The organism is Kocuria sp. ZOR0020 (assembly GCF_000800955.1).
GTDB lineage: Bacteria > Actinomycetota > Actinomycetes > Actinomycetales > Micrococcaceae > Kocuria > Kocuria subflava.
This window is the reverse complement of the sequence record NZ_JROX01000166.1, coordinates 1-24,375: the sequence shown is the minus strand read 5'-3', so window position 1 is coordinate 24,375 and position 24,375 is coordinate 1. Positions and strand designations below refer to the sequence as shown.

Here is a 24,375-nt window from a genome sequence, read left to right as displayed (position 1 = left end):
TGATTTGCTTGTGTAAAGTTTAGAACACCAGCACCAATCGTCGGGAGAGGACGCACCGTGACTGAGTCACCAGGATCCCCGCAGCACCGCACCATGCGCCGCAGTGTTCCCCAGCGCACCACGGGTTGGGCCCAGCGCACCGCAGCCCTCCTGCAGAGACTTCACCTGACCCCCAACATGATTTCCGTGGCCTCTGTGGTGATTGCCGCCATCGGCTGCACCTGCCTTGTCCTGGCCGGCATCCACGACGACGCCCTGCCCCGCACCCTCCTGCTCCTCACCGCCGCCCTGTGCGCACCCCTGCGTTTGCTGGCCAACATGTTGGACGGGATGCTGGCCGTGGAGGGCGGCATGAGTTCACCGGTGGGCGATCTCTACAACGAACTCCCGGACCGCCTCTCCGACATCCTGTTCCTGGCCGGCGCCGGGTACGCCGCAACTCAGGTGTGCGGCGGGATCACGGTGGGTTGGGTAGCGGCATCGCTGGCCGTGCTGACTGCCTACGTCCGCTCCCTGGGTGCCGCGCAAGGGTTGTCCAACCACTTCAACGGGCCCATGTCCAAACCCCGGCGCATGTGGATCCTGGTCCTGGGGTGCCTGGCTGCACTGACCGAACCCCTGCTGCCGGTTCCGTTGGGTACCTCCTTGGTGGTGGCGCTGGTGGTCATCAGCCTGGGGTCCCTGGTCACCGTGGTGGTTCGTCTGCGCCGCATCGCCGCGGACCTGCGCGCCACCGCACCCCTTCACGACGACGGCGGGTCCTCCTCATGACGTGGCTGCACAACTTCTTGAACGGGTCCCATCCCGTTGGTTTGATCGGTGGTCAATCAGCGTGGTTGCTGGTGGGCTCCGTGGCTGTGTTGTTGGTGGCCACCGCGCTGGTGGAAACCATCAGTGCGGTGTGGCTCAAGGACAAGCCCAAGTTCAAGTCTGAGCTGCGCCAGCGCACCTGGGCGTGGTGGATCATGATCGGCGCCTTGGGCCTGACCCTGCTGCTGGGTGAGACCGCCGTGATTGTCCTGTTCGCCGTGCTCTCCCTGGTGGGTCTGCGGGAGATGGCAGCTCTGTTGCCCGAGCGCAGACGCGACCGGCACACCATCATTTGGTTGGCAGTGATCACCCCGCTGCACTACTGGTTCCTGTGGGAGCACTGGTACGGCATGTTCGCCGTGTTCATACCGGTCTACGCGTTCTTGTTCCTGCCAGCCGTGGCTGCTTTGCAAGGGCAGACCCGCACCTTCATGTACCGGGCGGCCAGTGTCCAGTGGGCCTTGATGGTCTGTGTTTTTGCGGTCTCCCACGTGCCTGCCCTGCTGCAACTCCCGGTGGGCATGGAACTCGGCCGTGCCGTTGCGGAAGGCTCAGACCCTGGCTCCGGCGGAACCCAGGGGGCGGCGCTGATGCTGTTCCTGGTGATCGTGGTTCAAGGCTCTGACGTGCTCCAATACGTGTGGGGCAAGACCCTTGGCAAGCACCCCGTGGCGCCCAGCGTGAGCCCCAACAAAACATGGGAAGGCCTGATCGGAGGGGTGCTCAGCGCAACCGCACTGGGTGCAGCGCTGTGGTGGGCCACTCCGTTCACCCCGTGGCAGGCAGCGGCATTGGCTTTCGTGTCCTGCGTGATGGGCTTCCTGGGTGGGTTGGTGATGAGCTCCATCAAGCGGGACCGCGGGGTCAAGGACTTCGGCTCCGCCATCCCCGGGCACGGCGGGATCATGGACCGCTTTGACTCCCTGGTGTTCGCAGCACCGGTGTTCTTCCACCTGGTGCGCTTCTTCTTCACCTGAGGCCTGGCGGCTCCGCACGCCCCGTAACCCAGATCCGGTCACCCCGGCCCCACATGCCGAACTTACGCATGGAAAAGTGCAGATCTGAGCCATGATCTGCACTTTTCCATGCTCAAATCGGGTGAGCGGGTGGGCGGCAACTTTCCACCCTCGTTGACTGTGACGCCGCGTCACAGCGCACCATGACAGCATGAAGATCAAAGATGCCGCGGAGCTCACGGGTACCACCGTGCGCACCATCCGCTGGTACCACCAGGAAGGCCTGGTGCCCGTCCCGGAGAACAGAGGTGGGCGGCGGGATTACCAGCTTCACCACGTGGCCAGGATCCTGCGGGTCCGGTGGCTGGCTCAAGCAGGTCTTCCGCTGAGCAACGTCCGCGATCTCCTGGACCGCGAAGACAACGCAGGCCGTGAAGAGAGCTCGGCCGGTGGGGACAGCACGGACCACGCAGGCAATAAGACCTCTGCAGACACCGCGGACCGTATGGACGCCACGGACCACGCAGACCACCAACTCCGCACAGTCCCGCCGACGGTCCATTCCGCCCAGCCGGTCCCTTCCGGAGCGGCCGTCGACGATCTTTACGCTGCCCTGTACCAGGTGGACACCTCCTTGGAGGAGCTTCACGCTCAACGCCAACGCATCCTCCACCTCATTGATGCCGCTGAATCCGGCCGTGGTCTGAGTTCCATTCCGCCCCAGATTGACCGCGTCTACAGCCGGCTGGAGCAAGCTGTTCCGCAGGATCCCCATATCCAACGGGTACTTCGTCGGGAGCGGAACATGGCAGAGATGCTGTGCCAGCGCGGTCTGATCCGCGCAGACGTGATCGATGCCTTGGACCTCCCGGACAACCAGATCGATCGCATGGTCGACTTCCTGGAGAGATTCGTTGCCATCAAGGATGTTCCGGGGCAGGAGTTGGAGGGCGCCGTCGTCGAGCTCTCCGGTGACATGCTCCAGTGGTGTCTGGAGCACCCGGAGCTGGTGCGGTTGTATCTGGCGGTCATGCCCGGGTGGAACGTCCCGGCAGTGCGCTCCGTGGTGATGGGTCTGCTCATGCTCGAGTACCGCGATCCCAACCAGCGGGCCCTGCTGCGCCACGCCCTGGACGGGCTCACGGAGCTGATATCCCAGGGTGCCTTTGATCCAGAATCCGCACCGGCCACCACTCAACTGTCAGCCACGCGCGCATCAGGAGACCCCTCATGAACCAGAGAAGCACACCCATCCAGGTCACGGGCCTGGTCAAGACTTTCGGGTCCTTCCGCGCCCTGGACGGTGTGGATCTCATGGTGGAGAAGGGCACCGTCCACGGGTTCCTGGGGCCCAACGGTGCCGGGAAGTCCACGGCCGTTCGAGTGCTGCTGGGGTTGTATCGCGCCACCTCCGGGCAGGTGAGCGTGCTGGGTCTGGACCCGGGCAAGCACCCCGCTGAGGTCACCCGCAACATCTCCTACATTCCCGGGGACACCACGCTGTGGCCGAATCTGACGGGCAAGCAGGTCCTGGATGTCCTGGCCGGTTTACGGGGTGCACGCAACAAGGTCCATGAGCAGGAGCTGATGGAGAGACTCTCCCTGGACCCCACCAAGAAGGTCCGCTCCTACTCCACAGGTAACCGCAAGAAGGTCATGTTGGTGGCGGCCTTTTCCGCTCCCACCGATCTGCTGATCCTGGACGAGCCCACCTCTGGCCTGGACCCCCTGATGGAGCAGATCTTCCAAGACTGTGTTGAGGAGGCGGCCCAGGCCGGGCGGACTGTGCTGCTGTCCTCCCACATTCTCAGCGAGGTCGAGCGCCTGTGCACTGACGTCACCATCATCAAGGACGGCCGGGTGGTGGAGTCCGGTTCCCTGGCCCACTTGCAGCATTTGGCGGCCGTGCAGGTCACCATTCACGACGACGCCCAGACCCTCACCACCCTGGCCCGTACGCTGCGTGGCCGTGGGATCGAATCCAGCTCTGAGCAGCATCACCAGGCGTCAACGGGTCTCCACTTGCAGGTCCATCGGGATCAGTTGCCCCAGGTGCTGGCTGATGTGGCTGTGGCTGGATGCACTGATGTGACGGTGGCTTCGGCTTCCTTGGAGGACCTGTTCCTGCGGCACTACCAGACGGATGCGCGATGACCACTCACACTGCAAAACACCGCGCGGGTGCACCAACCAACCGGGTCGCCGGGGGAGTCATGCCCGCGACCGTGCTGATGTTCCGCCGTCACAGGGTGGGGTTGATCGCTTGGAGCTTGCCTCTGTTGCTGATGGTGGCCATCACCGTGCCGTCCTACCAGAGCACTTACCCGGGCTTGGCGCAGCGTGCCCCGCTGGTGGCGCAGATGCAGAGCACGGATGGGATGCGCCTGCTCTACGGGATCCTGCATGATCCCGGAACCCTGGGCCAGCTGTTCACGTGGGAGGTCGGTTCCTACGTGATCATCCTGGCCTGCGTGATGGCCCTGCTGTTGGGGGTCTCCACCACCCGTGGGGAGGAGGAGACCGGCGGTTTGGAGTTGGTGCGCGCCTCCGGCGTTCAGCCCATGGCGCCGCTTGCAGCCGCCATGGTCCTGGTGTTCACCTCCTGCGTGTTGGTGGGTGCGGGTTCCGCTGGGATTCTGCTGATGCAGATGGGTTCCACTGATGAACTCACCGTGGAAGGTGCCGTGGGGTTCGGGGCGGTGACCACCGCGGCCAGCTTTGCTGTGGGTCTCACGGCCATGCTCTGTGCCCAACTGCGTGGTGAAGCCCGCGGCGCCAAGTCCTGGGCATTTGCCTTCTTGGGTGGGGCTTTTCTGATGCGGGTCCTGGCGGACCAGGCGATTTACGACGACTCCTGGCCCCAGTGGCTCAAGACGCTCAACTGGTTCACCCCGTTTGGGTGGAAGGAAGTGGCTTCCCCGTACACGGACGACAATCTGTGGACCCTGGCCGTTTTCGCCCTGGTGTGTGGCGTGCTGTTGGCCGTGGTGACGGTGTTGTACCGCGCCCGCGAGTACTCCGCCTCCACCCTGCCGGACCGCTCGGTGTCCACCCGCGGGTTGACCGTACGCGGGGTGGAGACCTGGGGGTGGGTGTCCGGGCGCTCGCATGTTCTGGGGTGGTGGGTGGCCGTGCTGTTGGTCTCCGCCCTGTTCGGCTCCATGACTGCCGGGCTGGTGCAGACCCTGCGGGACAGTGAGCCCACCCGTGAGTTGTTGGAGCGCATGTCTGCTGCCCAGGGCCCAGGGGCTGTGGAGAGTTCGCAGGTTGCCGCAGCCGGTTCCCCCGCGGCCGCAGCCTTGGATCCCACCCACTTGCTGGCGCAGTTCTACGAGTTCCTGGGCCTGTACGTGGCCATCCTGGTGGCCGTTTTCGGCATCACCGCCCTGACTCGGTGGCGTTCCGAGGAAAAAGCGGGTCACCTGGACCTTGAACTCACCGCGGGCACCCGCCGCTGGCGTTCTTTGACGGCCCGCAGCACGGTGGCTGTGTTCAGCTCGGTGGCCCTGTTGGCAGCCTCAGCCGCCTTGATGGGGTGGTTGGGTGAGCTCCAAATGGCCGACGACGTCGGGGCTGGGGAAGCCTTCCGTCAATCCATGACCTCAACATTTGGGCAGGTACCTGCGGTACTGGCAGGCATCGGATTGGCTGCCCTCCTGATTGCGGTGGTGCCCCGGGCAACCGGTGCCATCTGGGCGGTGGTGGCCGGATCTGGATTCATCCAAGCCTTCGGGGGACTGGTGGATCTGCCGCAGTGGGCGCTGGATCTCAGCCTCTACGCCTGGGCGCCTGTGCGCGGGGAAGATTGGCCCTGGGCCCAGATGATTCTGCTCAGTGTGATCGGTGTGGCGGGAATCGTGGCTGCAGCGGCCCTGGTGGGGCGCCGGGACATCACCACTGGGTGACGCGCAGACAGGGCGAATCACAGGAGGGGCGATTCACCGGCGGAATGGGTGGGTCGGTACCACCAGGGGGACCGCCCGCAGCATGACCACCATCAGCACCAGCTCAACCATGGTCTGGGTCAGTACCACCAGGGGGACCAAGTCATAGCGTTCGGGCAAGGCAAGGGCCAGTGGGAGGACCACCAGGGAGTTGCGCGCCACGGCACTGAACACCAGGGCTCGGGCGGGCGTCGTCGTGGTGCGGGTGAGGCGAGCGGCGGCAACGGCGGCTGCGATCATCACCGCTGCAAAACCCACGAACACCGGCACGGCCCAGATGACCTCAATCCAGCGTGACCCCAGCCCGGCCATCTGTGAGGCAATCACCACCACCAGAACCACCATCAAAGACGGCACCATGACGGCCTGCCCACCGGTCTGAACGCGAGCGGCCACGGGGCAGCGCCGCGCCAGTGCCTGGAGGAGGCCCGCGGCAGCCAACGGCAGCAAGAGCAGCAGGACCAGGGCCGTGATGAACGGCCCCGGGGGCACATCGACCACCAGCTGCGGTCCACCGATCAGCACCATCAACGGGGCCAGAGCCACCATCTGAACCACCATCAGAACGGGTGCGGCGGCGGTCAACCGTGCTGAATCCCCGCCGGCCAATCCGGTGAACACAATCACCCAGTCAATGCAGGGGACCAGAAGCACCAGCAGGATCCCCACCAGCAGCGCCGGGTTCTGGACGAACGGCAGGGTGAGTGCCCACACCACCACCGGGGCCACCACAAAGTTCAGCGCCAGCAGCACACCCAAGAAGCGGACGTCCTTGAAGCCCTGGCCGATGTGGGTGACGGGGATGGCCAGGAACGTGCTGAACAACATCAAGGCAATGGCCGGATTGATCATCACCTCCAGGGTGGGGGCCGCCTGGGGTGCAGCCAGCCCCAACACCGCACCCAGCACCATGGCGCCCAGGTACAGGGCCACTTGATGGCGTTCCAAGAATTCCACGGTGCCCCTTCAATGGTGATCTTTGTGGTGAGAGTTGCTGTGATGAGCCCGGGCCATCGTGACATGCTGCAGGGAATAGGCGAGCACCACCTCTGTGTTGCGTGATACGTCACCAACATGATGGCAGCCCGTCACTTCAGCGAAAGGCCACACCGTGACCCAGATTCCGGACACCACATTCTCCCTGCGCCATGACTCTGCCGGCAGTGTGTTTGAACTGCTGGACGGTGACCAGGTGATCGGTGAGCTGAACTATCAGGAGGCCAACCTGGCCAGTGGGGCGCCCGCGTGGAATCTGATTCACACAGGAGTCAGGCCCGAGTACCGCAACCAGGGACTGGCCGCTGAGCTGGTGCGATTCACCATGGACGCTGCCGCTGAGGCGGGGTTCAAGGTCATCCCCACCTGCCCTTACATTCGGGTGTGGCTGCGCAAGAACAGCGACTACCAGCACCTGACCCGCTGATCACCAGCCCGCTCGTCCGTGCCCACCAGTCGGCCGCACCAGCCCGCCCTGCCCCGGAGGTTCCCGTGAGCAACACCGAGCCCGTCCCCCTGGAAACCGTGTGCACCACGGACACCGGTGCGGACATCCAGATCCTCCCACCCCGCATGGTCCCACTGGGTGGCCCACGCGGGTTGACCGTGCGCCGCACGCTGCCGCAGCGCAAACGGTCCCTGGTGGGGGCCTGGTGTTTCCTGGACAGCTACGGCCCGGATGACGTCATTGAATCCAACGGCATGAACGTGGCCCGTCACCCCCACACCGGCCTGGCCACCGTTTCCTGGCTCTACACGGGGCAGATCGACCACCTGGATTCCGCAGGCAACGCAGCCGTGGTTCGCCCCGGTGAGATGAATCTGATGCTGGCAGGGCGCGGCATCACCCACCAGGAATTCTCCACGCCGGAGACCACCGTGCTCCACGGCGCCCAGCTCTGGTATGCCCTGCCGGATGCCACACGGCACATGGAGCATGACTTCATCCATTACGCCCCCGAGCCCGTGACTGGTTCCGGTTGGAGTTTGAGCGTGTTCCTGGGCTCCCTGGCCGGTTCCACCTCACCCGTGGACACCCATACGCCTCCGCTGTTGGGTGCAGAGCTCACCGTGGAGCCTGGTGTCAGCGTGGACCTGAGCCTGGACCCCACGTTCGAGCACGCCATTCTGGTGGACCGCGGCACCCCCACCGCCGATGGTGTTGAGATGCCCAAGGATCACCTGGCCTACTTTGCCCCCGGCCGCACCACACTCACCATCAACCATCTCAACGACGACGACGCCGCTCCCGCCCGACTCCTGATTCTGGGCGGTGAGCCGCTGGGGGAGGAGATCGTGATGTGGTGGAACTTCATCGGCCGCTCCCACGAGGAAGTGGTGGCCTACCGGGCCATCTACCAGCATGAAATCGGCGTGGACGATGCACCTGCGGAAGACGTCCTGGCTGCCGCCGGGCTGACCGGGCAGCAGGTGCCCCGATTCGGCCCGTATCCGGACGATCAACCGGCAGCGCTTCCGGCACCCGCTCTGCCCAATGCGCGATTGCGTTCCCGGGGATAAATTCATTCGCCAAGGAATCCATGAGCTAATCGAGCCACAATATGTGACTACTTTTAAATACGCTGGTCAGAGCCTCAAACGGAAATTAGGGAACATAGATCTTCCCGAAATCTTGTAAGGGTCTCCTTTGTTGTGCTAGCTCTTTGTGGCCCATAGCCTTGAAGGACGCTCACCATTGCGAACAGCTTTCAAGGAGATCCACATCATGGCTACCGTCACCGACGTCAAGACCTGCACCGTCACCGCCTGCGCCTACAACAACCAGGGTTGCACCGCTGAGGCCGTGACCATCACCGATTCCGGTTGCGCCACCTTCATTGAGCTGGATGCTCGCGGTGGCCTGCCGTCCGCCAGCGCTCACGTGGGTGCCTGCCAGCGGGCCGATTGTAAGTTCAACCAGGACCTGCTGTGCACTGCATCCGCCATCACCGTGGGGGATTCGGAAGCTTGCCTGTCCTACCAGGCTCGCTGACGCGAAACCTCTGATCATGACTGTGGCCTGGTGCCCACCCGGAGGTGGTGGGCACCAGGCCACAGTCATGCCATCAGGCGTACCGGGCCACCACGGAATCCAGGCGGTGCAGCAATGCCTCCGCGGAATCCACGGTCTGACCCAGCGGCACCACAATGGTCTCCCGCTGGGCGCCTTCTGCCATCAGGAATGCGACCTCACGGTCGGTGACCGCTACCGGGTAGGCGCGCCCCGTGGCGCAGTGCGCGTCACCCGGTGCGTCGGGGAAGGCCGCAGTCACGGTGGCTGCAGCCCGGAGGTGAGGCACGATCTCCGTCAGGTACGTACCCCACGTGCATCGCATGGCCTCCACGACTTCATCTTCCTGTGCCGGGGTGGGCCATGCGGGGCGTGGTTTGAGAGCTTCATGGTCCAATGCGTGCGAACCGTGGACGTGGTGGGCAGTCATCCGCAAGGGCTCGACGTGCCACAGCTGTGCACCCGGCCAGCAGGCAAGGGTCCGGGTAACATCCGAGGGCAGCGGGCCTTCTGCCAGAACGTCCAATTCCTCGGACTCTGAGCAGCGGGTCAACATGACATGGCCGGTGAGCTCTGCTGTGTTCATGCGGATTTCCGCAATGGGGGCATCCGACTTGATGGTCATGGCCACGCGCAGTGGGCGGCCGACCTCCATGGCGGGCCAGGCGTCGTCGTCGGGAGCGGCCACCAGGTAGCGGCGACCGTCCGCGCCGGATCCGTGGAACACCGTGTCCAGGGTGTAACCCCGTTGGCCGTCGTGGCAGACCACGGTGGCCTGTCCGGCGCCGTTGAGCAGACGAGCGGCCACGTGAGTTGCTGCCTGATCCAGGTGGCACGGCTGAGCGTTGGCGGTCAGGGCGCCTGCGGGGTGGCTTTGGGTGGACGCGCGTTCCTGGGGCGTGCTCATGGGGGACTCCGGATCCTGGGTGGTGGCACCTGAGGGGCTCTGGTGCCGTCATCACCATCAATGACTAAGGGGAACCTAACCTGTCGAGCTGTGGGTGAGTCAAGGCACAAAGCAGGATTAGAGCATATAGACATGCCCTAATTGCACGGTGCACTTTTCCGGCTCATGTGACCATGGACGTATGGAACTTCCCGCTTCTCCCGCCTGGACCTGGGTGGACACGCCCCTGGGTGAGGCGTTGATCGTGACCTCACGGGCCGGTGTGTGCCGAACGGTGTTTGCCCCGCCGCAGGAGGCGTGGGAAGGCTCTCCCAACCAGGTTCTGCCCGCGGATTTTGCCCGGGCGCTGGATGAAGTCACCGGGCTTTTCGGTGAACCGCCCATCCGTGATGACGTGGCCCTGAAACCTGTGCGGGACCAGGTGGAACAGTGGTTCAGTGGGCAGCGGCAAGAGTTCGACGTCGCCGTGGATCTCACCGGTGTTCGCGGCTTCCGCCGGGATCTCTACCGGGTGATCCAAGAAATCCCCTACGGGGAGACTGCCAGCTATGGCGAGGTGGCGGCCCTGGCCGGCTCACCCCTGGCCGCGCGTGCTGCCGGCACCGCCTGCCGCGATGTGCCCGTGTCCCTGTTTCTCCCCGTCCACCGGGTCACCCGGGCGAACGGTTCCACCGGTGAATCACCGAACTCACCGTGTCATCGCAGAAACCTGTTGCAGCATGAAGCTGCCGTTCTGGGACGTGGCGCGTCACCCTGGAACTGAACCGACCTCAGAACTGTACGGTGCCGTGGACCAGGACCTGAGTGTCCCCGCCCACCCAGATGTCCTGACCGTCATGGCGGACACGAACCCGTCCCTCACGCCCCAGTACGGTGCCTTGGGCGGCCACGTACTCCTCCGGTGCCAGGCCGGCGGGGATCAGCCAGGAGGCAAAACCGGCGTTCAGGCTGCCCGTCACGGGATCCTCCCGCACGGTCCCGCCCATGGCGATCAGAGCCCGAACCTCTACGTCGGCATCATGGCCTGTCCGTCCAGCCTGATCTCCCGGCCCAGTCCGACCATTCGGTCCATACGCACCCAGCAAACCCACCCGCAGATCATGTTCGGCAAAGGCCGCAGCATCCGGCGTGCACCTGAGCACGGTTTGAGCGTCAGTCAGCACCAGACCCACCCAGCCCGGCCCGTTGTCCACCCAGTTGGCGGCCTGAATCTGCCCGGGCTTCAGACCCAAGGCCTGGCGAGCCACAGCAAGGGTTGCTGAATCCACATCGCCTGAGCGGACAAGAGGTGGGGCGCCAAAGGAGAGGCCGTCGTCGTCGTCCATGACCACCGTGATCAGGCCGGCTGGGCACTCCTGAACCACCTGACCCGGGGTGCGGGGAATGCCGCCGGCTTCCAGCCACGCCCTTGCTGAGCCCAAGGTGGGGTGGCCGGCAAACGGTAGTTCCTGATCGGGGGTGAAAATTCGCAGGCGGTAGTCCGCGGATTCCTGCGTGGGGCTGAGCAGGAAGGTGGTTTCGGACAGATTGGTCCAGTGGGCAAACCGTGCCATCTGATCGTCCGTCAGGGCATCGGCGCCGTGGACCACGGCCACCGGATTGCCACGGTGCGGGGCACTGGAGAAGACGTCCACCTGGGAGAACTTGAACTCAGTCACGCGGTCATCCTTCCAGCCTCACGCCGCGGTGCGTAAGAATCGCCCCGAAAGCACCGGCAGGCCCTTGCTGAGTCATGGGTGTGGTTGGCTTGGATGCACAGTCATTCGGGGGTGACGGACCTGCCGGGAGGGGAGACGTGGGAGACACACAGACCACCAAGATCTCCCACGCGCCCGATCCCATTGCAGTGTTGCTGTTCTGTGTGTGCGTCAGTGGTGTGGTGTTGCAGGCCGCTCAGGAAATGACGCCGGACAAGCTGTTCTTCTTGCGCTACTTCACATGCTTGTCTGCTGTGATCTGCGCATTGGGTTGCCTGGGCGCGCAGCGCTCCGCACTGGGGGCCTACCTGTATCTGACCGGGATCGTGGGGGTTCTCACCTGTGGCGCCGGGTGGTGGGTCATGATGCTGGTGGACTTCACCATGGTGCCGCGCACCGTTCTGGAACAGGCCAGCATGTACTCACTGCACGTGCTGGTGCCGTGCGGGGCCTTGGCTCACGTGCTCTTTGGTGTGGTTGCCCGCAAGATCCCGGGGGCGGCTGCCCTGGCCACCATGGGTTTCCCCGTTGCCTACGGTCTGGCCACCATCCTGGCGCAGATCTACTACTCCGCCCGCGCCCCCTACGGATTCATGGACGTCCGCCGCATGGACCTTGCTGGTGGCCTGGAGCTTGCGGTCATGTTCTGCTTGTTCTGGCTTCTGCTCACCATTGCCGTGGTCCGGGTCCAGATGGCGCGGCGCCGCTGGGAGGACCTGGGGATCGACGACGTCGTGGTCCCCACCGCGTGACGAACCCACCCGTGGTGTGGGGGAGGCCGGCACCGCCGGGGTTCCCGGGGCCATGGCCAGCACCACCAGGGCCAGTCCAACAACGCCCAGGCCCACCCATCCGGTCCCGGAGAGGCGTTCACCCACCACGGCAACAGCCAACAGGGCGGCCACGGCGGGTTCACTCAGCGTGATGGTGGTGGCGGTGCTGGGGCGAACGCGCGTCAGACCCACGCCAAAGAGCACGTAGCCCAAGAACATGGGCACCAGGGCCATGTAGGCCCCAACGGCAAAGTTGGTGGTCGACTCCAGCAGCGGCGCGCCCGTCAGCAGCAGCACCGGCATCAGCGCCAACCCACCCAGACCGAACACCGAACCCATGGCGGCCGCGCGTGGCGCACCGTGTCCCAGAAGACGATGCACCACCCAGGAGTACAGCGCGTAGCTCAGCCCTGCCACCAGGCCGAGCGCAATTCCGGCTGCGGTATGTGCTGCGGAGGCCTCCGGTTGTGCCGCTTTGGCCAAGCACAGGAGCGTGCTGCCTCCTGTTCCCAGAACGGCAGCAGTCATCCACCAGGGCCCCAGGCGACGCCGGTCCAGCACCAACTCCAACACGCCTGAGGCCAATGGGGCGCTGGCAAGGGAGATCACGGTGCCAATGGCCACCCCCGCCAGGTGCATGGAGCCGTAGAAGGCCAGCGGGTAGACCACCACGGCGGCACCCCCCAGGGCCACCAGGCCACGGTTGGCCAGCAGGGTGGATGTGTTGCGGCGCAGTGAGGGCACGGCAATGCCGGCCTGCTCATGGTTCCGTGAGCTCAGTTGACGCGATGCTGATGCCCTCACCGGCTCAGGCCTTCCATCAGCTGCACGGCCAGTGCTCGGGCGTGGACGATCCGCTCAGGGCTGCGTTCCAACCCGGCCAGGGACATGGAACCCTCCAGCAGAAAGGCCATGTGCTCCGTCAGCCCCTCCGCCGTGTCAGGATCCGTGAGGTCGCACAGTGCGCTGCGCAGGATGCACTGGACCTCCGCCTTGTGTTTTGTCACCGCCGCACGCGCGGGATCATCCGCAGCAAGCTCCCCTGCCGCGTTCAACAATCCGCACCCCCTGAACCCGTTGCGGTAGGCCCCCTGTGCATGGTCCAGATAGGCATCAAAAACAGCCATAACCCGATCCGTGGGAGTGGTGGCCTGCGCCGCGCGGAGTCGGTGAAGCTCCATCCACTCCCGGTGCCTGGCCTCAATGTAGGCCTCCACCAGGGCGGACTTGTTGGCAAAGTTGTTGTAGAGACTGGCTTTGGCCACGCCGGCGTCTGCGATCACGGCATCGATTCCGGTAGCGGCAATACCGTCCGCGTAGAAGCGACCTGCAGCGGCTGTCAGGATGCGCTCGCGGGCTGGTGCGCGGGGTGGCATGGTGGCTCTCCTGGGAGTATGACGACGAATGCCACCGTTCAATCCGCACTAGACAGACCTGTCTAGTGCGGATCTGTCGGGTTACTCAGTCCCAGGGATCGTCCGGGAACTTCACGCCCAGAATCTGCCGCGTCCGATCCAGGATCGCCAAGGTGTCCAGGGATGCCTGTTGGTGGACGCGCAGGGCGTCGTCGTCGCGGTTGGCAGCAGGAGCCGCGGCCAGTCGGGTGAACTCCGCCAGTTCGTAGCTCATGTTCCCCGGCGCGCTGGAGCCACCCCCCAGGCCGTCCACGGTGATCTCCTCCGTGGATCCGTCCGTGCCGATCACGGTCAGGCGGCGGGGCGTGGTGATGGAGTCGATCTCCAGCGTGGCGTGCTCGCCCTCAATGGTGCTGGGGGTTCTGGATGAGGTGATCTTGGAATAGTTCAGGCTCACGGAGAAACCGGCGGGGGAGTCGTAACCGCACAGCACCGTCCCGGCACCGTCCGCACCGGTGCGCAGGATCGTGGCTTCGGCGTGGAGGCGTGCGGGCTCACCCCACAGGGCTGCCGCCGGGTGGGCGCAGTAGGTGCCGATGTCCAGCAAGGCGCCCGCGGACAGCTCGGGATCAAAGATGGCAGGAGTTTCCCCGTCCAGGAATCGCTGGTAGCGGCTGGAGTACTGGCACAACCGGAACTCGGCGCGGCGCAGGGGGCCCAGAGTAGGGAGTAGTTCGCGAATGCGCGCAAAACCGGGGTCATGGACCGAGCGCATGGCCTCCATCAGCACCACCCCGGATTCCCTGGCGGTTTCCAGGAGGTCCTGGAACTGCGCACGGTTGGAGGCGGCGGATTTCTCCACCAGGACATGCTTTCCGGCTGCCAACAGTTCCCGTGCCTGATGGTGGTGCAAGGCATTGGGGCTGGCCACGTACACGGCGTCGATGTCCTGTGCTGCAGCCAGCTCGGTGAGGTCTGCGATCACGCGGGGTGTCTGGCCTGTGATCTCCTGCGCTTTGTCCGCGAATTCGGCACCACGGGCGCTGCTGCGCGAAAACACCGCAGTGTGCACCACCTCCGGCACCTGGCGGCTGGCGGTCAAAAGGCTCAAAGTGATGGAGCTGGTCCCAATGGTTGCAAGGCGCATGGTGACCAGCCTACGGCTGCGGTGTGTCCCAAGTCTCCAAAGTTGCAGTTGTGCAAAAAGTGCCTGAGTGCAAATATTGCACGCATGCAAGAAATGAGTCTGCGGGAGCGGAAGAAGGCCGAAACCTGGGAGGCCATCCACCAAGAGGCCGCACGTGCCGTGTTGGACCGCGGTCTGGAGGCGGTCAAGGTAGAGGAGATTGCCCAGGCAGTGGGAATCTCACCGCGCACCTTCTTCAACTACTTCCCGTCCAAGGACCACGCGGTCCTGGGACTGAAAGACCCGGTGGTGCCGCAGGGTGCTGCTGACCGTCTGACACCGGGGCCGGATCTGCTGCTCAAGGCCGTTGAGCTTCTGGACCACGTGGTGCGCTCGGCTCGGCCGACCACTGAACATTCCTTGCGCCACCGGCTGTTGGCCGAACATCCACAACTGATGGGTCTGCACAAGCAGTCCCTTCACCGCACCGAGGACCTGGTGCGCACCGCACTGCTGGAGCGGCTTGCGGAGACCGGCTCGACGCAACTTCAGGACAACGACGACGTCCCCATCACCGAGCGCGTTCGCATGCTCGTGTTGGTGGCAGGCAGCATTCTGCGCTTCGCCTGGACCGGTCCTGACCATGTGCCAGGTCAGGACCCCACGGCCCAAGATCTCCAACGGGCCGTGGACACCTATCACTTTTTGAACAGAACGGATTTGTCATGACCACAACACAAGACACTGAGCGTGACCCCTTCCCGGAAACCGCCCCCACCACCGTGGTGGGGGCTTACACCGGGTCCATCGGCGTGGTCGGTTGGGAGCCGGGCAAGCGCTCGGCCGAGGAGAAGAACACGCAACGCCTGCTGCCCATCTTCCTGGGCCTGATGGTGGCCATGCTGCTGGCTGCATTGGATCAGACCATCTTTTCCACGGCCCTGCCCACCATCGTGGGAGACCTGGACGGTGTGCACCAGATGCAGTGGGTGATCACCGGTTACATCCTTGCCTCCACGGTGATGATGCCCGTGTACGGAAAGATCGGTGACCAGGTGGGCCGCAAGCCGGTGCTGCTGGTGGCCATTGCCCTGTTCATGCTGGGCTCCGCCATCAGCGGCATGGCCACCGACATCGACTGGATGATCGGTGGCCGTGTGGTCCAGGGTCTGGGCGGTGGTGGCCTGATGATCCTTTCCCAGACGGTGATCGCAGACATTGTTCCTCCGCGTGACCGCGGCCGATACATGGGGCTGATCGGTGGCGTTTTCGCCCTGGCCTCCGTGGCAGGTCCGCTGCTGGGCGGTTGGTTGACTACAGGTCCCGGATGGCGTTGGGCGTTCTGGATCAACATTCCGCTGGGCCTGATCGCCTTTGGCCTGTTCGCCTTCCTGCTCAAGCTGCCGCGTCCGCAGAACCAAGTGAAGGTCGATTTCGCCGGCATGATCACCCTGGGTGCAGCAACGGTGGCTCTGATCCTGGCTGCCACGTGGGGTGGCAGCGACTATGCGTGGGACTCTTGGCAGATCCTGTCCCTGTTCGCCGCCGTCGTGGTGCTCTCCGTGGTGTTCGTGCTGATTGAGCGCAAGGCAGCCCAGCCCGTGCTGCCGCTGAGCCTGTTCCGCAGCCGCAGTTTTGTGTTGACCATGTCCGCAGGCTTGTTCATGGGAATCGCCATGTTCGGGGCGCTCGGCTACATGCCCACCTACCTGCAGATGGTGCACGGAGCCACCGCAACGGAGTCTGGTCTGCTGATGATCCCCATGATGGGTTCCATGCTGATCACCTTGATCGTGACCGGGCAGATCGTCTCCCGCACGGGCCGGTACAAGATCTTCCCGCTGGTGGGCATGGTGATCATCGGGGTGGCTCTGGTGTTGTTGAGCCAGCTCTCCGTGGACCTGCCCGTGTGGCGTGTCTGCTTGGCGCTGGGTGTCCTGGGCCTCGGATTGGGCATGACCATGCAGATCTTGGTGCTCATTGTGCAGAACGTGTTCTCCCCGGCCATGGTGGGCACGGCCACTGCGGGCAACAACTTCTTCCGCCAGGTGGGTGCCACCCTTGGTTCGGCCGTGGTGGGCAGCTTGTTCGCCTCCCGCCTGATGGATCTCTTGGAGCAGCGCATGCCGGCCGGGACCATGTCCGGTGCCGGTGGTTCGGATGCCTCCGCGGGCTTCACCCCGGAGCTGGTGCACACCTTGCCGGGCCAGATCCAGAGCGTTGTGGTGGGCGCCTACAACGACGCCTTGATTCCCATCTACCTGTGGCTGGTGCCGTTTGTGGCGGTGGGTGCAATCCTGATGTTCTTTGTCCCGGAGACCACATTGCGCACCTCCAACCGGATCACCTCGGAGGACACCGCTTCATCGGAGAAGGAGCCCGCCCAGCAGCGCTGAGCTTGACCCCCTCCCAGCCGGTCGAGACCTGCATCACATACCATGCAGGTCTCGACCGGTTTCTTGTATCCACAACCGGCCCATCCCCGCGCCGTGTGCGCGGTGACCCGAGCGCAAAGGAGCGACCGTGGGACTTCTGGACACCTCAGTTTTTGAGCACAAGGTTTTCACCGGCCAGTGGAAGGAGGGCGGCGGGGACCCCTTGACCGTCCGCAACCCCGCCAACGACGACGTCCTGACCACCATTGGCACGGTGACTCCCGATGAGGTGCACCGCGCTGCTGCTGAGGCCGCTGCCGCCCAGGTTGAGTGGGCGCAGACCCCGGCTTCTGAGCGGGCTGCCATCATGCGCCGGGCCGGTCAGATCTTGGAGGACAACGCGGAGGAGATCTCCGACTGGATTGTGCGTGAAACCGGTGGCATCCCACCCAAGGCTGGTTTGGAGATCCACAACGGTGCCGCCGAATGTTTTGAGGCAGCGGCTCTGCCCACGCACCCGCAGGGCCAGTGGTTGTCCTCGGATTCCCCGCACTGGTCCCTGAGCCGGCGTCGGCCGGCCGGTGTGGTCACCGTGATCTCCCCGTTCAACTTTCCGTTGATTCTCTCCATCCGCTCCGTGGCACCGGCATTGGCGCTGGGCAACGCGGTTCTGCTCAAGCCGGACCCCCGCACCACCATCACAGGCGGTTTTCTGATCGCTCGCGCTTTCGAGGAAGCCGGTTTGCCCGCCGGGGTGCTGCAGGTGTTGCCCGGTGGTGGTGACGTCGGGGCGGCCACGGTGGCAGCTGATCCCGTTCGCATCATCTCTTTCACCGGCTCCACGGCTGCCGGCCGGATGGTGGGGGCTGAAGGCGCCAAGTTGCTCAAGCGCACACACCTGGAGCTGGGCGGGAACAACGCCGTCGTGGTGTTGCCGGGTGCGGATCTGGACCTGGCGGCATCAGCCGGGGCCATGGGGTCCTTCTTCCACCAGGGCCAGATCTGCATGACCACGGGCCGCCATGTGGTCCACCAGGACGTCTACGACGACTACCTGACCAAGCTGACAGAACGCGCTGAGAACCTGGTGGTGGGGGACCCCTCTGCCGGGCCCGTGCACCTGGGGCCGATCATTGACGAGAAGCAGCTGAAGAACGTGGACTCGATTGTCCAAGAGACCGTGATCGCAGGCGGTACGGTGCGCACCGGTGCCACCCATGACGGCTTGTTCTACCGGCCCACGGTGCTCTCCGACCTGACTGCGGAGATGCCCGCGTGGAAGGACGAGATCTTTGGGCCCGTGGCGCCTGTGCTCTCCGTGGGGTCAGTGGATGAGGCCGTGGAGATGGTCAACGCCTCCGAGTACGGGTTGTCCGTCTCCATCATCGGGCCCGTGGGGGAGGCCATGAAGGTGGCCGATCGTGTCCATTCGGGCAAGGTCCACATCAATGAGATGACCGTGGCGGATCAAGCTCAGGCGCCGTTCGGTGGCGTGGGTGCCTCCGGAACGGGGTCACGGTTCGGTGGGGCGGAAGCCAACATCGAGGCGTTCACGGAAACCCAGTGGGTCACCGTCTCCCCGGAGATTGCGCAGTACCCGTTCTGATCGGTACCCGTTCAGATCAGGCGGTGACGCTCACTTGTCCCTGAACCCGTGAGGTGACCGGTCCACCCACCCAGATCTCTGATCCTCGGGTGCGGACGTGGACCTTGGCCGAGCGTCCCAGGCTGGTGCCTTGGGAGACCGTGTAGGAAGAGGGGGCGATCTCCTGCGGCACCAGCCAGGTGGCAAAGCTGGCGCTCAAAGCTGCTGCCGCAGGATATTCGTCCACTCCCAGGGACGGGGCAAAGGAACGCATCTCGTAATCCGCCGGCCCGCCGTCGCCGTAGGCGCCCATGACGCCCACGCACAGCTGACCGAGTTCGTGGATGTCGGGATCCATGCCGATCACGGTTTCGGCGTCGTTGATCAGAAGGCCCAGAAATCCCGGGCCGTTGTCCAGCCACGTGGTGGCCTTGATGTCCTGCGGGTCCAGGCCCAGGACCTCACGGGCCATCTCCACCGTGAGCTCATCGGGTCCGCCGCGATCGTAAAGCGGAGGTGCCGTGAACTGGAGGTGGTTGTTCTCCTCCACCGCAACGTGCACCGTTCCCGCGGCGCACTCTTGAATGAGCTGCCCGGGGGAGCGGGGTTCGTGCCCCTGATCCAGCCAGGCACGGGCAGCAGCCAACGTGGAGAGCCCGGCAAACCGGACCTCCGTGGTGGGGCTGAAGAATCGCACCTGGTAATCGGCCACGGAGTCAGTGGCTGACAGAACAAAGGCCACCTCCGTGGAGGAGGACCACCGGGCAATGTTGGTCATCTCCTCCGTGCTCAGGCTGTCCGCATCCAGGACCACTGCAATGGGACTGCCCTGGAAGGGTGCGGGGGTGAAAACGTCCACCACCACGTGCGGCAGAACGGTGGTGCGGGCAAGCGTGGCGACGTTGGGGAGAGCGGTCATGACCCGTAGGTTAGGGCCAACGTCCGCTGCAGCTGTCATCCAGACAGGCTCAGCGCCAGGATCCCCCTGCAAAAGCGGACGGGTCCATGCGGACACGACGACTCTGAGGGCTCCACCCACACCACTGGGTGCTTCACGTGCGCTGTTCGGAAACCCGGAGACGCTCCAGCATCTGCCGGAAGGACTCGGGCAGGTCCGTCAAGCTCGCCCGTTCGACTGCTGCGCCAAGCGCCGCGGCGTCCTTGGCCGACAGATCTGCGTCCTGCTCCCGCAAGGCGGCCAGGAATGTGGGCCAGGTCTGCAGTTCGGTTTCCAGATTCTCCTGCCACGCCGCCCAGTGGGGTCCCACAACGCCTGGATCCCCGCACCCCCAACTCGCCTGCTCACTGGGACACGGCAGGGTGGCGGTCAGAGCGGCCGTCTGCACCTGACGGGTTCGGAGCACTCGGTGAGCCTTGGCCGCATGGGGTGGGAGAGCGCCGCCGTCGCCGTCGAAAATCACGTACGTGCGTACCCCAAGCTGCTCGGCCAGGGCACGCAGCGCAGCCAACCGCACCTTGCTGTGCGCTGTGACCACGGTGCAGTGCCCAAGACCCCAGCGGCGCAACAGCACCGAGAAAACGGTGCGGTCCGTGGGGCCTTCCACCAGGACGGCGTGCTGCGCTCGCAAGAGTTGGGCAAGATCAGCCGGGTCCGTGCCCCACAATTCCCGCAGCACCTGGTTGCGGGGCCGGTTCAGCGCGGTGGCCAGGGCCGCCATGTCCGGGCGCAGAACCCCAACCGGGGTCACCCGTGCCAGATGCACAATCCACTCCCCGGGAAGGGGGTCCGCAGGGTCCGGCAGCAGCAGTGCGTTCCTGTGACCGCACGCCGTGGCCATGTGCTTGGCCTGACCGGCGGCTCGACGCAGCTCCCGCAGGCGATTCGCCCGAGCGTGGCTTCCCGACGACGCCGCCCCCGTCGGACCCGAAGTGGATTGCGCTGGGGGCAATCTCAGGTCCACAACGGTCTGATCAGTCAACCCGGCGGCATCCAAGGCGGCCCATGGATGTGCCACGGTGCCAAATCCAGCGCACACGGCCACCGTCAGTCGGGCCGGAGACCCCTGAACGGGCGACGCCGACCGGACCTGCCTGCCGCTGAGGTGTGAACGTGCCACCTGGTCAGCTTAAGTGCGCTGCTATCACGGGGCGGGGCCTCATCCATAAGTTGGAGTACGGGTACACGAAACATTGTGACAAGTCCGGTGGTTCATTCTCTCGGTGGATGTTTCAAGCCAGCAGGTCAGCGACCATGGACATGTTCGCTCGTGTGAGCGGGCACCACCGCACCCAAATGCAGCAGGAGGCGACGGCGATGGAACCGCCGGTCCTTGAGACCGAAAACCTGGTCAAAGTCTACGGACGTGGAGCCAACCGATTCGATGCCCTCAAGGGACTCACCTTGGAGATCAAGCGCGGGGAATCCGTGGCCGTGATCGGGAAGTCCGGATCAGGCAAGTCCACGCTCATGCACCTGATGGCGCTGTTGGACCGTCCCTCCCAGGGAGTGGTGGCGCTCAACGGGCGGCCCGTTTCCGAACTGAAGAACAAGGAAATCCACAAGGTCCGTAATCAGAGCTTTGGATTCGTGTTCCAGCAGTTCTTCCTGAACCCGAATCAGACTGTTCTGGAAAACGTGGTTCTGCCCCTCAAGATTGCGGGTCTGTCCAAGCGGGAACGCAATCAGCGCGGCATGGAGGCTTTGGAGCGCCTGGAAATGGCGGACAAGGCCAAGAACAAGGCAACGGATCTCTCCGGTGGTCAGAAACAGCGCGCCTGCATCGCCCGCGCTCTGGTGACCAACCCGTCCGTGATTTTTGCTGACGAACCCACCGGCAACCTGGACTCCAACACCTCCGAGGTGGTGGAGGAGATTCTCTTTGGCCTCCAGCGCGAACGCGGCATCACCCTGGTGGTTGTCACCCACGACGACGACCTCGCCGCCAAGTGCGACCGCCGCATCCACCTCAAGGACGGGGAGATCGTCTCCGTGGAGGAGGGGCGGTTGGATGCCACCCACGGTGAGCCGAACCAGCAGTCGGCGTCGTCTGCCGGTGACGCCGTGCCGGCACCGAACTACAGGGCCACGGAGCCCTGGGCCGCAACCGGCGGCAGCACCAGCAGCGCTTCAGAGGACGGCCCCAAGCACCGTGAGGAGGGAACTCGATGAAATCCACCGACGTAGTCACCACAGCCCTGGGCAACACCATGCGCTCCAAGGCGCGCACCATCCTGACCGTGATCGCCATCTTCATCGGTGCCTTCACGCTGACCCTGACCTCCGGTCTGGGCGTGGGCATCAACACCTACATCGATCGACTGGTGCAGGGTTTTGGGGATCAACAGCAGCTGTACGTCCAAAAGCCCTCGCAGCAGTCCAACCAGCCAACAGATGCCGGCCCGCAGGAATACGACCCCGAGGAAGCAGCAGGCGCCCGGGAAGGCAACTTCGGTCTGCAGATGCTCAGCACCTCGGAGATCGACGAGATTCGTGACATCGACGGTGTCGAGTCCGTGGAACCCCTTGTAGCGGTGTCCCCGACCTACCTGGCCGATGAATCCGGTGACCAGTACATCGTGTCCCTGGGGCTCCCCAGTGACGCCAGTAGCTTGGAGTACGCGGCAGGCGAGGCTCCCCAGCGGGACGCCGATGAGATCACCATCCCGACCACCTGGGTGGAGTCACTGGGTTACGACAACGCAGAGGATGCCGTCGGCGGGACCGTCAACATCGGCATGACCAACGCGACCGGTGAAAGCCAGGAGTTCGAAGCCACCATTTCCGGTGTCACGGAGATCATGCTGTCGAACCAGGGTTCTCAGCCCACGCCGTCGACGTCCTTCACCGACCGACTGTACGAGTACCAGAATGAAGGACTGCCTGAGCAGGCGGTTGAAAGCCAGGGTTACGCCATGGCAGTGGCTGACGTCCCCAACCTTGATCAACAGGACTCGGTCAAGGCCGCCTTGCGTGAAGAAGGCATGGTGGGCATGACTGTGGAGGACCAAATCGGCTTGCTCCGCGGCATCATCAACACGGTGACCTGGGTCTTGAACGGTTTTGCCCTGATCGCCCTGCTGGCAGCGGCCTTTGGCATTGTGAACACCCTGCTGATGTCCGTTCAGGAACGAACCCGTGAGATCGGTTTGATGAAGGCACTTGGCATGTCCCCGGGCAAGATCTTCGGTTTGTTTTCATCCGAGGCCGTGCTGATCGGGTTCATTGGATCCGTCATCGGCGTGGGTGTGGGCGTTGTGGCCGGTACCGTGGCCAACGCATTGCTGACGGGTGAGGGTGGGGCTCTGGCCAACGTGGCTGGTTTGACTCTCTACGGCATCGCGCCTCTGCAGCTGGTGGGCATCATCCTGCTGATCATGCTCATCGCCTTCATTGCAGGAACCCTGCCGGCCGCTCGGGCCGCTCGAAAGGACCCCATTGACGCACTGCGTCACGAGTGATCGTGCGCACCGGGCCGGTGCGGTCCGGCAGATGTCAGACCGCACCGGCCCCAACAACCAACGAGCTCTACGTCAACCCATGAGCTCAGCATCAACCGATTGGTTCACCATCAACAAGGAGGAGATTCCGTTGACGAACGCACCACAAGACCCTCAGTACCCCCAGCAGCCGCAGAACCCCCAGTACTCGCAGAATGCCCCGTACGCCCAGGGTGGCAACAAGTACGGCACTGCCGGTTACGACCCCAACCAGAACTTTGAAATGACCCAGCCCCCGCGGATCAACCGCTGGTTCCAGGTCACTGTGGCTTCCCTGGTGCTGTTCCTGGTTTACAGCGCGCTGGGTGTGGCCATGCTGTTCCACTCTGACTATGCGCAGCTTTTCCGTGATCAGTTTGCGGAGTCAGGGCAGACCCTTCCGCAGGGCATGAACATGGATGACATGGTTGCAGCCAGCCAGATTGGCGGCGCTGTATTCCTGATCATCTTTGCCCTCCTGGGCCTGGTGATCTACGCACTGGTTCTGCTGGGCATCAAGAAGCGATGGAATTGGGCCCGCATCCTGGGCATCGTCGTGGCCATCCTGACCACCCTGTACTTCGCCTGGAACCTCATCAGCTCGCTCACCATGGCAAGCGCAGGCGGGATGCTGGCGATTGTGTCCATCGTCGTTCTGTTGATTCTGGTGCTGGTCAACGTCTACTGGCTGATCCTGGCGTTCAACCGCAGCATCGCCCTGTGGATGAGCCGCCGCGCTTGAGTCACAGCATCAGTGTCTGAGCACATGGCACCTGCGCCTGGGCCGCGGGAATCACGCGGTCCGGGCGGTGCCGTGCCCAAGAACCGGCAGGGCGCTGTACGCCCGCGGACCGTGAACCTCCTGGTGGGGTTGACGGTCCTCTCACTCTTCCTGCACGTGGCCGGCTCAATCGCCAGCATCACGGCACTGCGCAGCGCCCCCATGCTGGAGTCCCTGCGCCGGCAGTACTCCCTGCAAGGTGTGCCTGCGGACCTCATTCACAACGACGCCCTGCGCAACTCCCTTCTGGCGTCCACCATGGGCAACATGGTGCTTGGCCTGATGATCACCAGCCTGTTCGTCGTCGTGCTGTTCGGGATCATGGCGGGAAGCGACTGGGGCCGCTGGGGCGGACTGGTGCTGACCGCAGCCTTCCTGATCTGGAACGCCGTACAGGTGGCCCCGTGGATCCCCACTGACAAGGCACCAGGCCTCTACGGCCAGGTTTCTGCCGGCATTTCCATCGCATTCCTGGTGGTCAGCCTGTTGTGGCTTGCCGTCGCTTTCACAGCCCCGGTCAAACAATGGTTCCGCCGGGCACCCCAACCTTCCTGACCTGAGAGGCCGGCCACCATGTCTTAGCCTCGATCCACCGATCGGCCGTGTGCTGTGGGGGTCGCCT

Annotated in this window: 24 protein-coding genes; 16 read left to right on the top strand and 8 right to left on the bottom strand. The window is 64.4% G+C overall.

Going from position 1 to position 24,375, the window contains the following annotated elements:
* Positions 1-57 precede the first annotated feature (57 nt).
* From L979_RS10220 to L979_RS10200, 5 genes are all read left to right on the top strand, one after another.
* Positions 58-771: a CDP-alcohol phosphatidyltransferase family protein gene (locus L979_RS10220; RefSeq protein WP_231559495.1), complete on the top strand. Its 714-nt coding sequence runs from the start codon at positions 58-60 to the stop codon at positions 769-771.
* Positions 768-1,787 carry a phosphatidate cytidylyltransferase gene (locus L979_RS10215; RefSeq protein ID WP_052209774.1) on the top strand — a complete coding sequence of 340 codons (1,020 nt, stop codon included), beginning with the start codon at positions 768-770 and terminating at the stop codon, positions 1,785-1,787. Before L979_RS10220 ends, L979_RS10215 begins: the two co-directional genes overlap by 4 nt.
* Before the next feature lie 190 nt (positions 1,788-1,977).
* Positions 1,978-3,000, top strand: coding sequence for a MerR family transcriptional regulator (locus L979_RS10210; protein ID WP_047692101.1), 1,023 nt, complete (start codon positions 1,978-1,980; stop codon positions 2,998-3,000).
* A complete protein-coding gene (locus tag L979_RS10205; RefSeq protein WP_047692100.1) occupies positions 2,997-3,920 on the top strand; it encodes an ABC transporter ATP-binding protein in 924 nt (307 codons plus the stop codon). Before L979_RS10210 ends, L979_RS10205 begins: the two co-directional genes overlap by 4 nt.
* 59 nt (positions 3,921-3,979) lie before the next feature.
* Positions 3,980-5,671: an ABC transporter permease gene (locus L979_RS10200; RefSeq protein WP_156125543.1), complete on the top strand. Its 1,692-nt coding sequence runs from the start codon at positions 3,980-3,982 to the stop codon at positions 5,669-5,671.
* Between the two features lie 33 nt (positions 5,672-5,704).
* Here the strand turns inward: L979_RS10200 and L979_RS10195 are convergent, their stop codons facing one another.
* Positions 5,705-6,667 carry an arsenic resistance protein gene (locus L979_RS10195; RefSeq protein ID WP_231559494.1) on the bottom strand — a complete coding sequence of 321 codons (963 nt, stop codon included), beginning with the start codon at positions 6,665-6,667 and terminating at the stop codon, positions 5,705-5,707.
* A 154-nt stretch (positions 6,668-6,821) separates the two neighbouring features.
* Here L979_RS10195 and L979_RS10190 point away from each other — a divergent pair, with 154 nt between their 5' ends.
* The 3 genes from L979_RS10190 (at position 6,822) to L979_RS10180 (ending at position 8,699) form a co-directional block, all read left to right on the top strand.
* The gene (locus L979_RS10190) at positions 6,822-7,133 is read left to right on the top strand and encodes a GNAT family N-acetyltransferase (protein WP_052209773.1); all 312 of its coding nucleotides are present in this window, start codon (positions 6,822-6,824) and stop codon (positions 7,131-7,133) included.
* A gap of 65 nt (positions 7,134-7,198) precedes the next feature.
* A complete protein-coding gene (locus L979_RS10185) occupies positions 7,199-8,227 on the top strand; it encodes a pirin family protein (protein WP_047692098.1) in 1,029 nt (342 codons plus the stop codon).
* A 205-nt stretch (positions 8,228-8,432) separates the two neighbouring features.
* Entirely contained in the window at positions 8,433-8,699 is a 267-nt protein-coding gene (locus L979_RS10180) for a DUF1540 domain-containing protein (RefSeq protein WP_047692115.1), read from the top strand.
* Between the two features lie 73 nt (positions 8,700-8,772).
* Here L979_RS10180 and L979_RS10175 read toward each other — a convergent pair whose 3' ends face one another.
* The gene (locus L979_RS10175; RefSeq protein WP_047692097.1) at positions 8,773-9,624 is read right to left on the bottom strand and encodes a hypothetical protein; all 852 of its coding nucleotides are present in this window, start codon (positions 9,622-9,624) and stop codon (positions 8,773-8,775) included.
* Positions 9,625-9,805: 181 nt separating this feature from the next.
* On the opposite strand from L979_RS10175, the gene L979_RS10170 reads away from it, so the two are divergent.
* Entirely contained in the window at positions 9,806-10,387 is a 582-nt protein-coding gene (locus tag L979_RS10170; protein ID WP_047692096.1) for a methylated-DNA--[protein]-cysteine S-methyltransferase, read from the top strand.
* Between the two features lie 7 nt (positions 10,388-10,394).
* On the opposite strand, the gene L979_RS10165 is transcribed toward L979_RS10170, so the two are convergent.
* From L979_RS10165 to L979_RS10150, 4 genes are all read right to left on the bottom strand, one after another.
* Positions 10,395-11,282, bottom strand: coding sequence for a PhzF family phenazine biosynthesis protein (locus L979_RS10165; RefSeq protein ID WP_047692095.1), 888 nt, complete (start codon positions 11,280-11,282; stop codon positions 10,395-10,397).
* 461 nt (positions 11,283-11,743) lie between these two features.
* The gene (locus L979_RS17090) at positions 11,744-12,898 is read right to left on the bottom strand and encodes an EamA family transporter (protein WP_081994277.1); all 1,155 of its coding nucleotides are present in this window, start codon (positions 12,896-12,898) and stop codon (positions 11,744-11,746) included.
* A complete protein-coding gene (locus L979_RS10155) occupies positions 12,895-13,470 on the bottom strand; it encodes a TetR/AcrR family transcriptional regulator (RefSeq protein ID WP_047692094.1) in 576 nt (191 codons plus the stop codon). Before L979_RS10155 ends, L979_RS17090 begins: the two co-directional genes overlap by 4 nt.
* A gap of 85 nt (positions 13,471-13,555) precedes the next feature.
* A complete protein-coding gene (locus tag L979_RS10150; protein WP_047692093.1) occupies positions 13,556-14,596 on the bottom strand; it encodes a Gfo/Idh/MocA family protein in 1,041 nt (346 codons plus the stop codon).
* A gap of 84 nt (positions 14,597-14,680) precedes the next feature.
* On the opposite strand from L979_RS10150, the gene L979_RS14700 reads away from it, so the two are divergent.
* The 3 genes from L979_RS14700 to L979_RS10135 all read left to right on the top strand — a co-directional run bounded on the left by L979_RS14700 (position 14,681) and on the right by L979_RS10135 (position 18,556).
* Entirely contained in the window at positions 14,681-15,304 is a 624-nt protein-coding gene (locus L979_RS14700; RefSeq protein ID WP_081994275.1) for a TetR/AcrR family transcriptional regulator, read from the top strand.
* On the top strand, positions 15,301-16,971 hold the full coding sequence (locus tag L979_RS10140) for an MDR family MFS transporter (protein ID WP_081994274.1): 1,671 nt from the start codon (positions 15,301-15,303) through the stop codon (positions 16,969-16,971). The genes L979_RS14700 and L979_RS10140 overlap by 4 nt, the downstream gene beginning before the upstream one ends.
* 127 nt (positions 16,972-17,098) lie before the next feature.
* Positions 17,099-18,556, top strand: coding sequence for a benzaldehyde dehydrogenase (locus L979_RS10135; protein WP_047692092.1), 1,458 nt, complete (start codon positions 17,099-17,101; stop codon positions 18,554-18,556).
* Positions 18,557-18,572: 16 nt separating this feature from the next.
* On the opposite strand, the gene L979_RS10130 is transcribed toward L979_RS10135, so the two are convergent.
* Positions 18,573-19,454, bottom strand: coding sequence for a PhzF family phenazine biosynthesis protein (locus L979_RS10130; protein WP_052209771.1), 882 nt, complete (start codon positions 19,452-19,454; stop codon positions 18,573-18,575).
* Positions 19,455-19,587: 133 nt separating this feature from the next.
* Positions 19,588-20,613: a TOPRIM nucleotidyl transferase/hydrolase domain-containing protein gene (locus L979_RS10125; protein ID WP_197052131.1), complete on the bottom strand. Its 1,026-nt coding sequence runs from the start codon at positions 20,611-20,613 to the stop codon at positions 19,588-19,590.
* Between the two features lie 197 nt (positions 20,614-20,810).
* On the opposite strand from L979_RS10125, the gene L979_RS10120 reads away from it, so the two are divergent.
* From L979_RS10120 to L979_RS10105, 4 genes are all read left to right on the top strand, one after another.
* Positions 20,811-21,665: an ABC transporter ATP-binding protein gene (locus L979_RS10120; RefSeq protein ID WP_081994270.1), complete on the top strand. Its 855-nt coding sequence runs from the start codon at positions 20,811-20,813 to the stop codon at positions 21,663-21,665.
* On the top strand, positions 21,662-22,954 hold the full coding sequence (locus tag L979_RS10115; protein ID WP_047692090.1) for an ABC transporter permease: 1,293 nt from the start codon (positions 21,662-21,664) through the stop codon (positions 22,952-22,954). Before L979_RS10120 ends, L979_RS10115 begins: the two co-directional genes overlap by 4 nt.
* Before the next feature lie 79 nt (positions 22,955-23,033).
* The gene (locus tag L979_RS10110; protein ID WP_156125541.1) at positions 23,034-23,714 is read left to right on the top strand and encodes a hypothetical protein; all 681 of its coding nucleotides are present in this window, start codon (positions 23,034-23,036) and stop codon (positions 23,712-23,714) included.
* 24 nt (positions 23,715-23,738) lie between these two features.
* Positions 23,739-24,308, top strand: a complete 570-nt coding sequence (locus L979_RS10105) for a hypothetical protein (protein ID WP_156125540.1) — start codon at positions 23,739-23,741, stop codon at positions 24,306-24,308.
* The last annotated feature ends 67 nt before the right edge of the window (positions 24,309-24,375 follow it).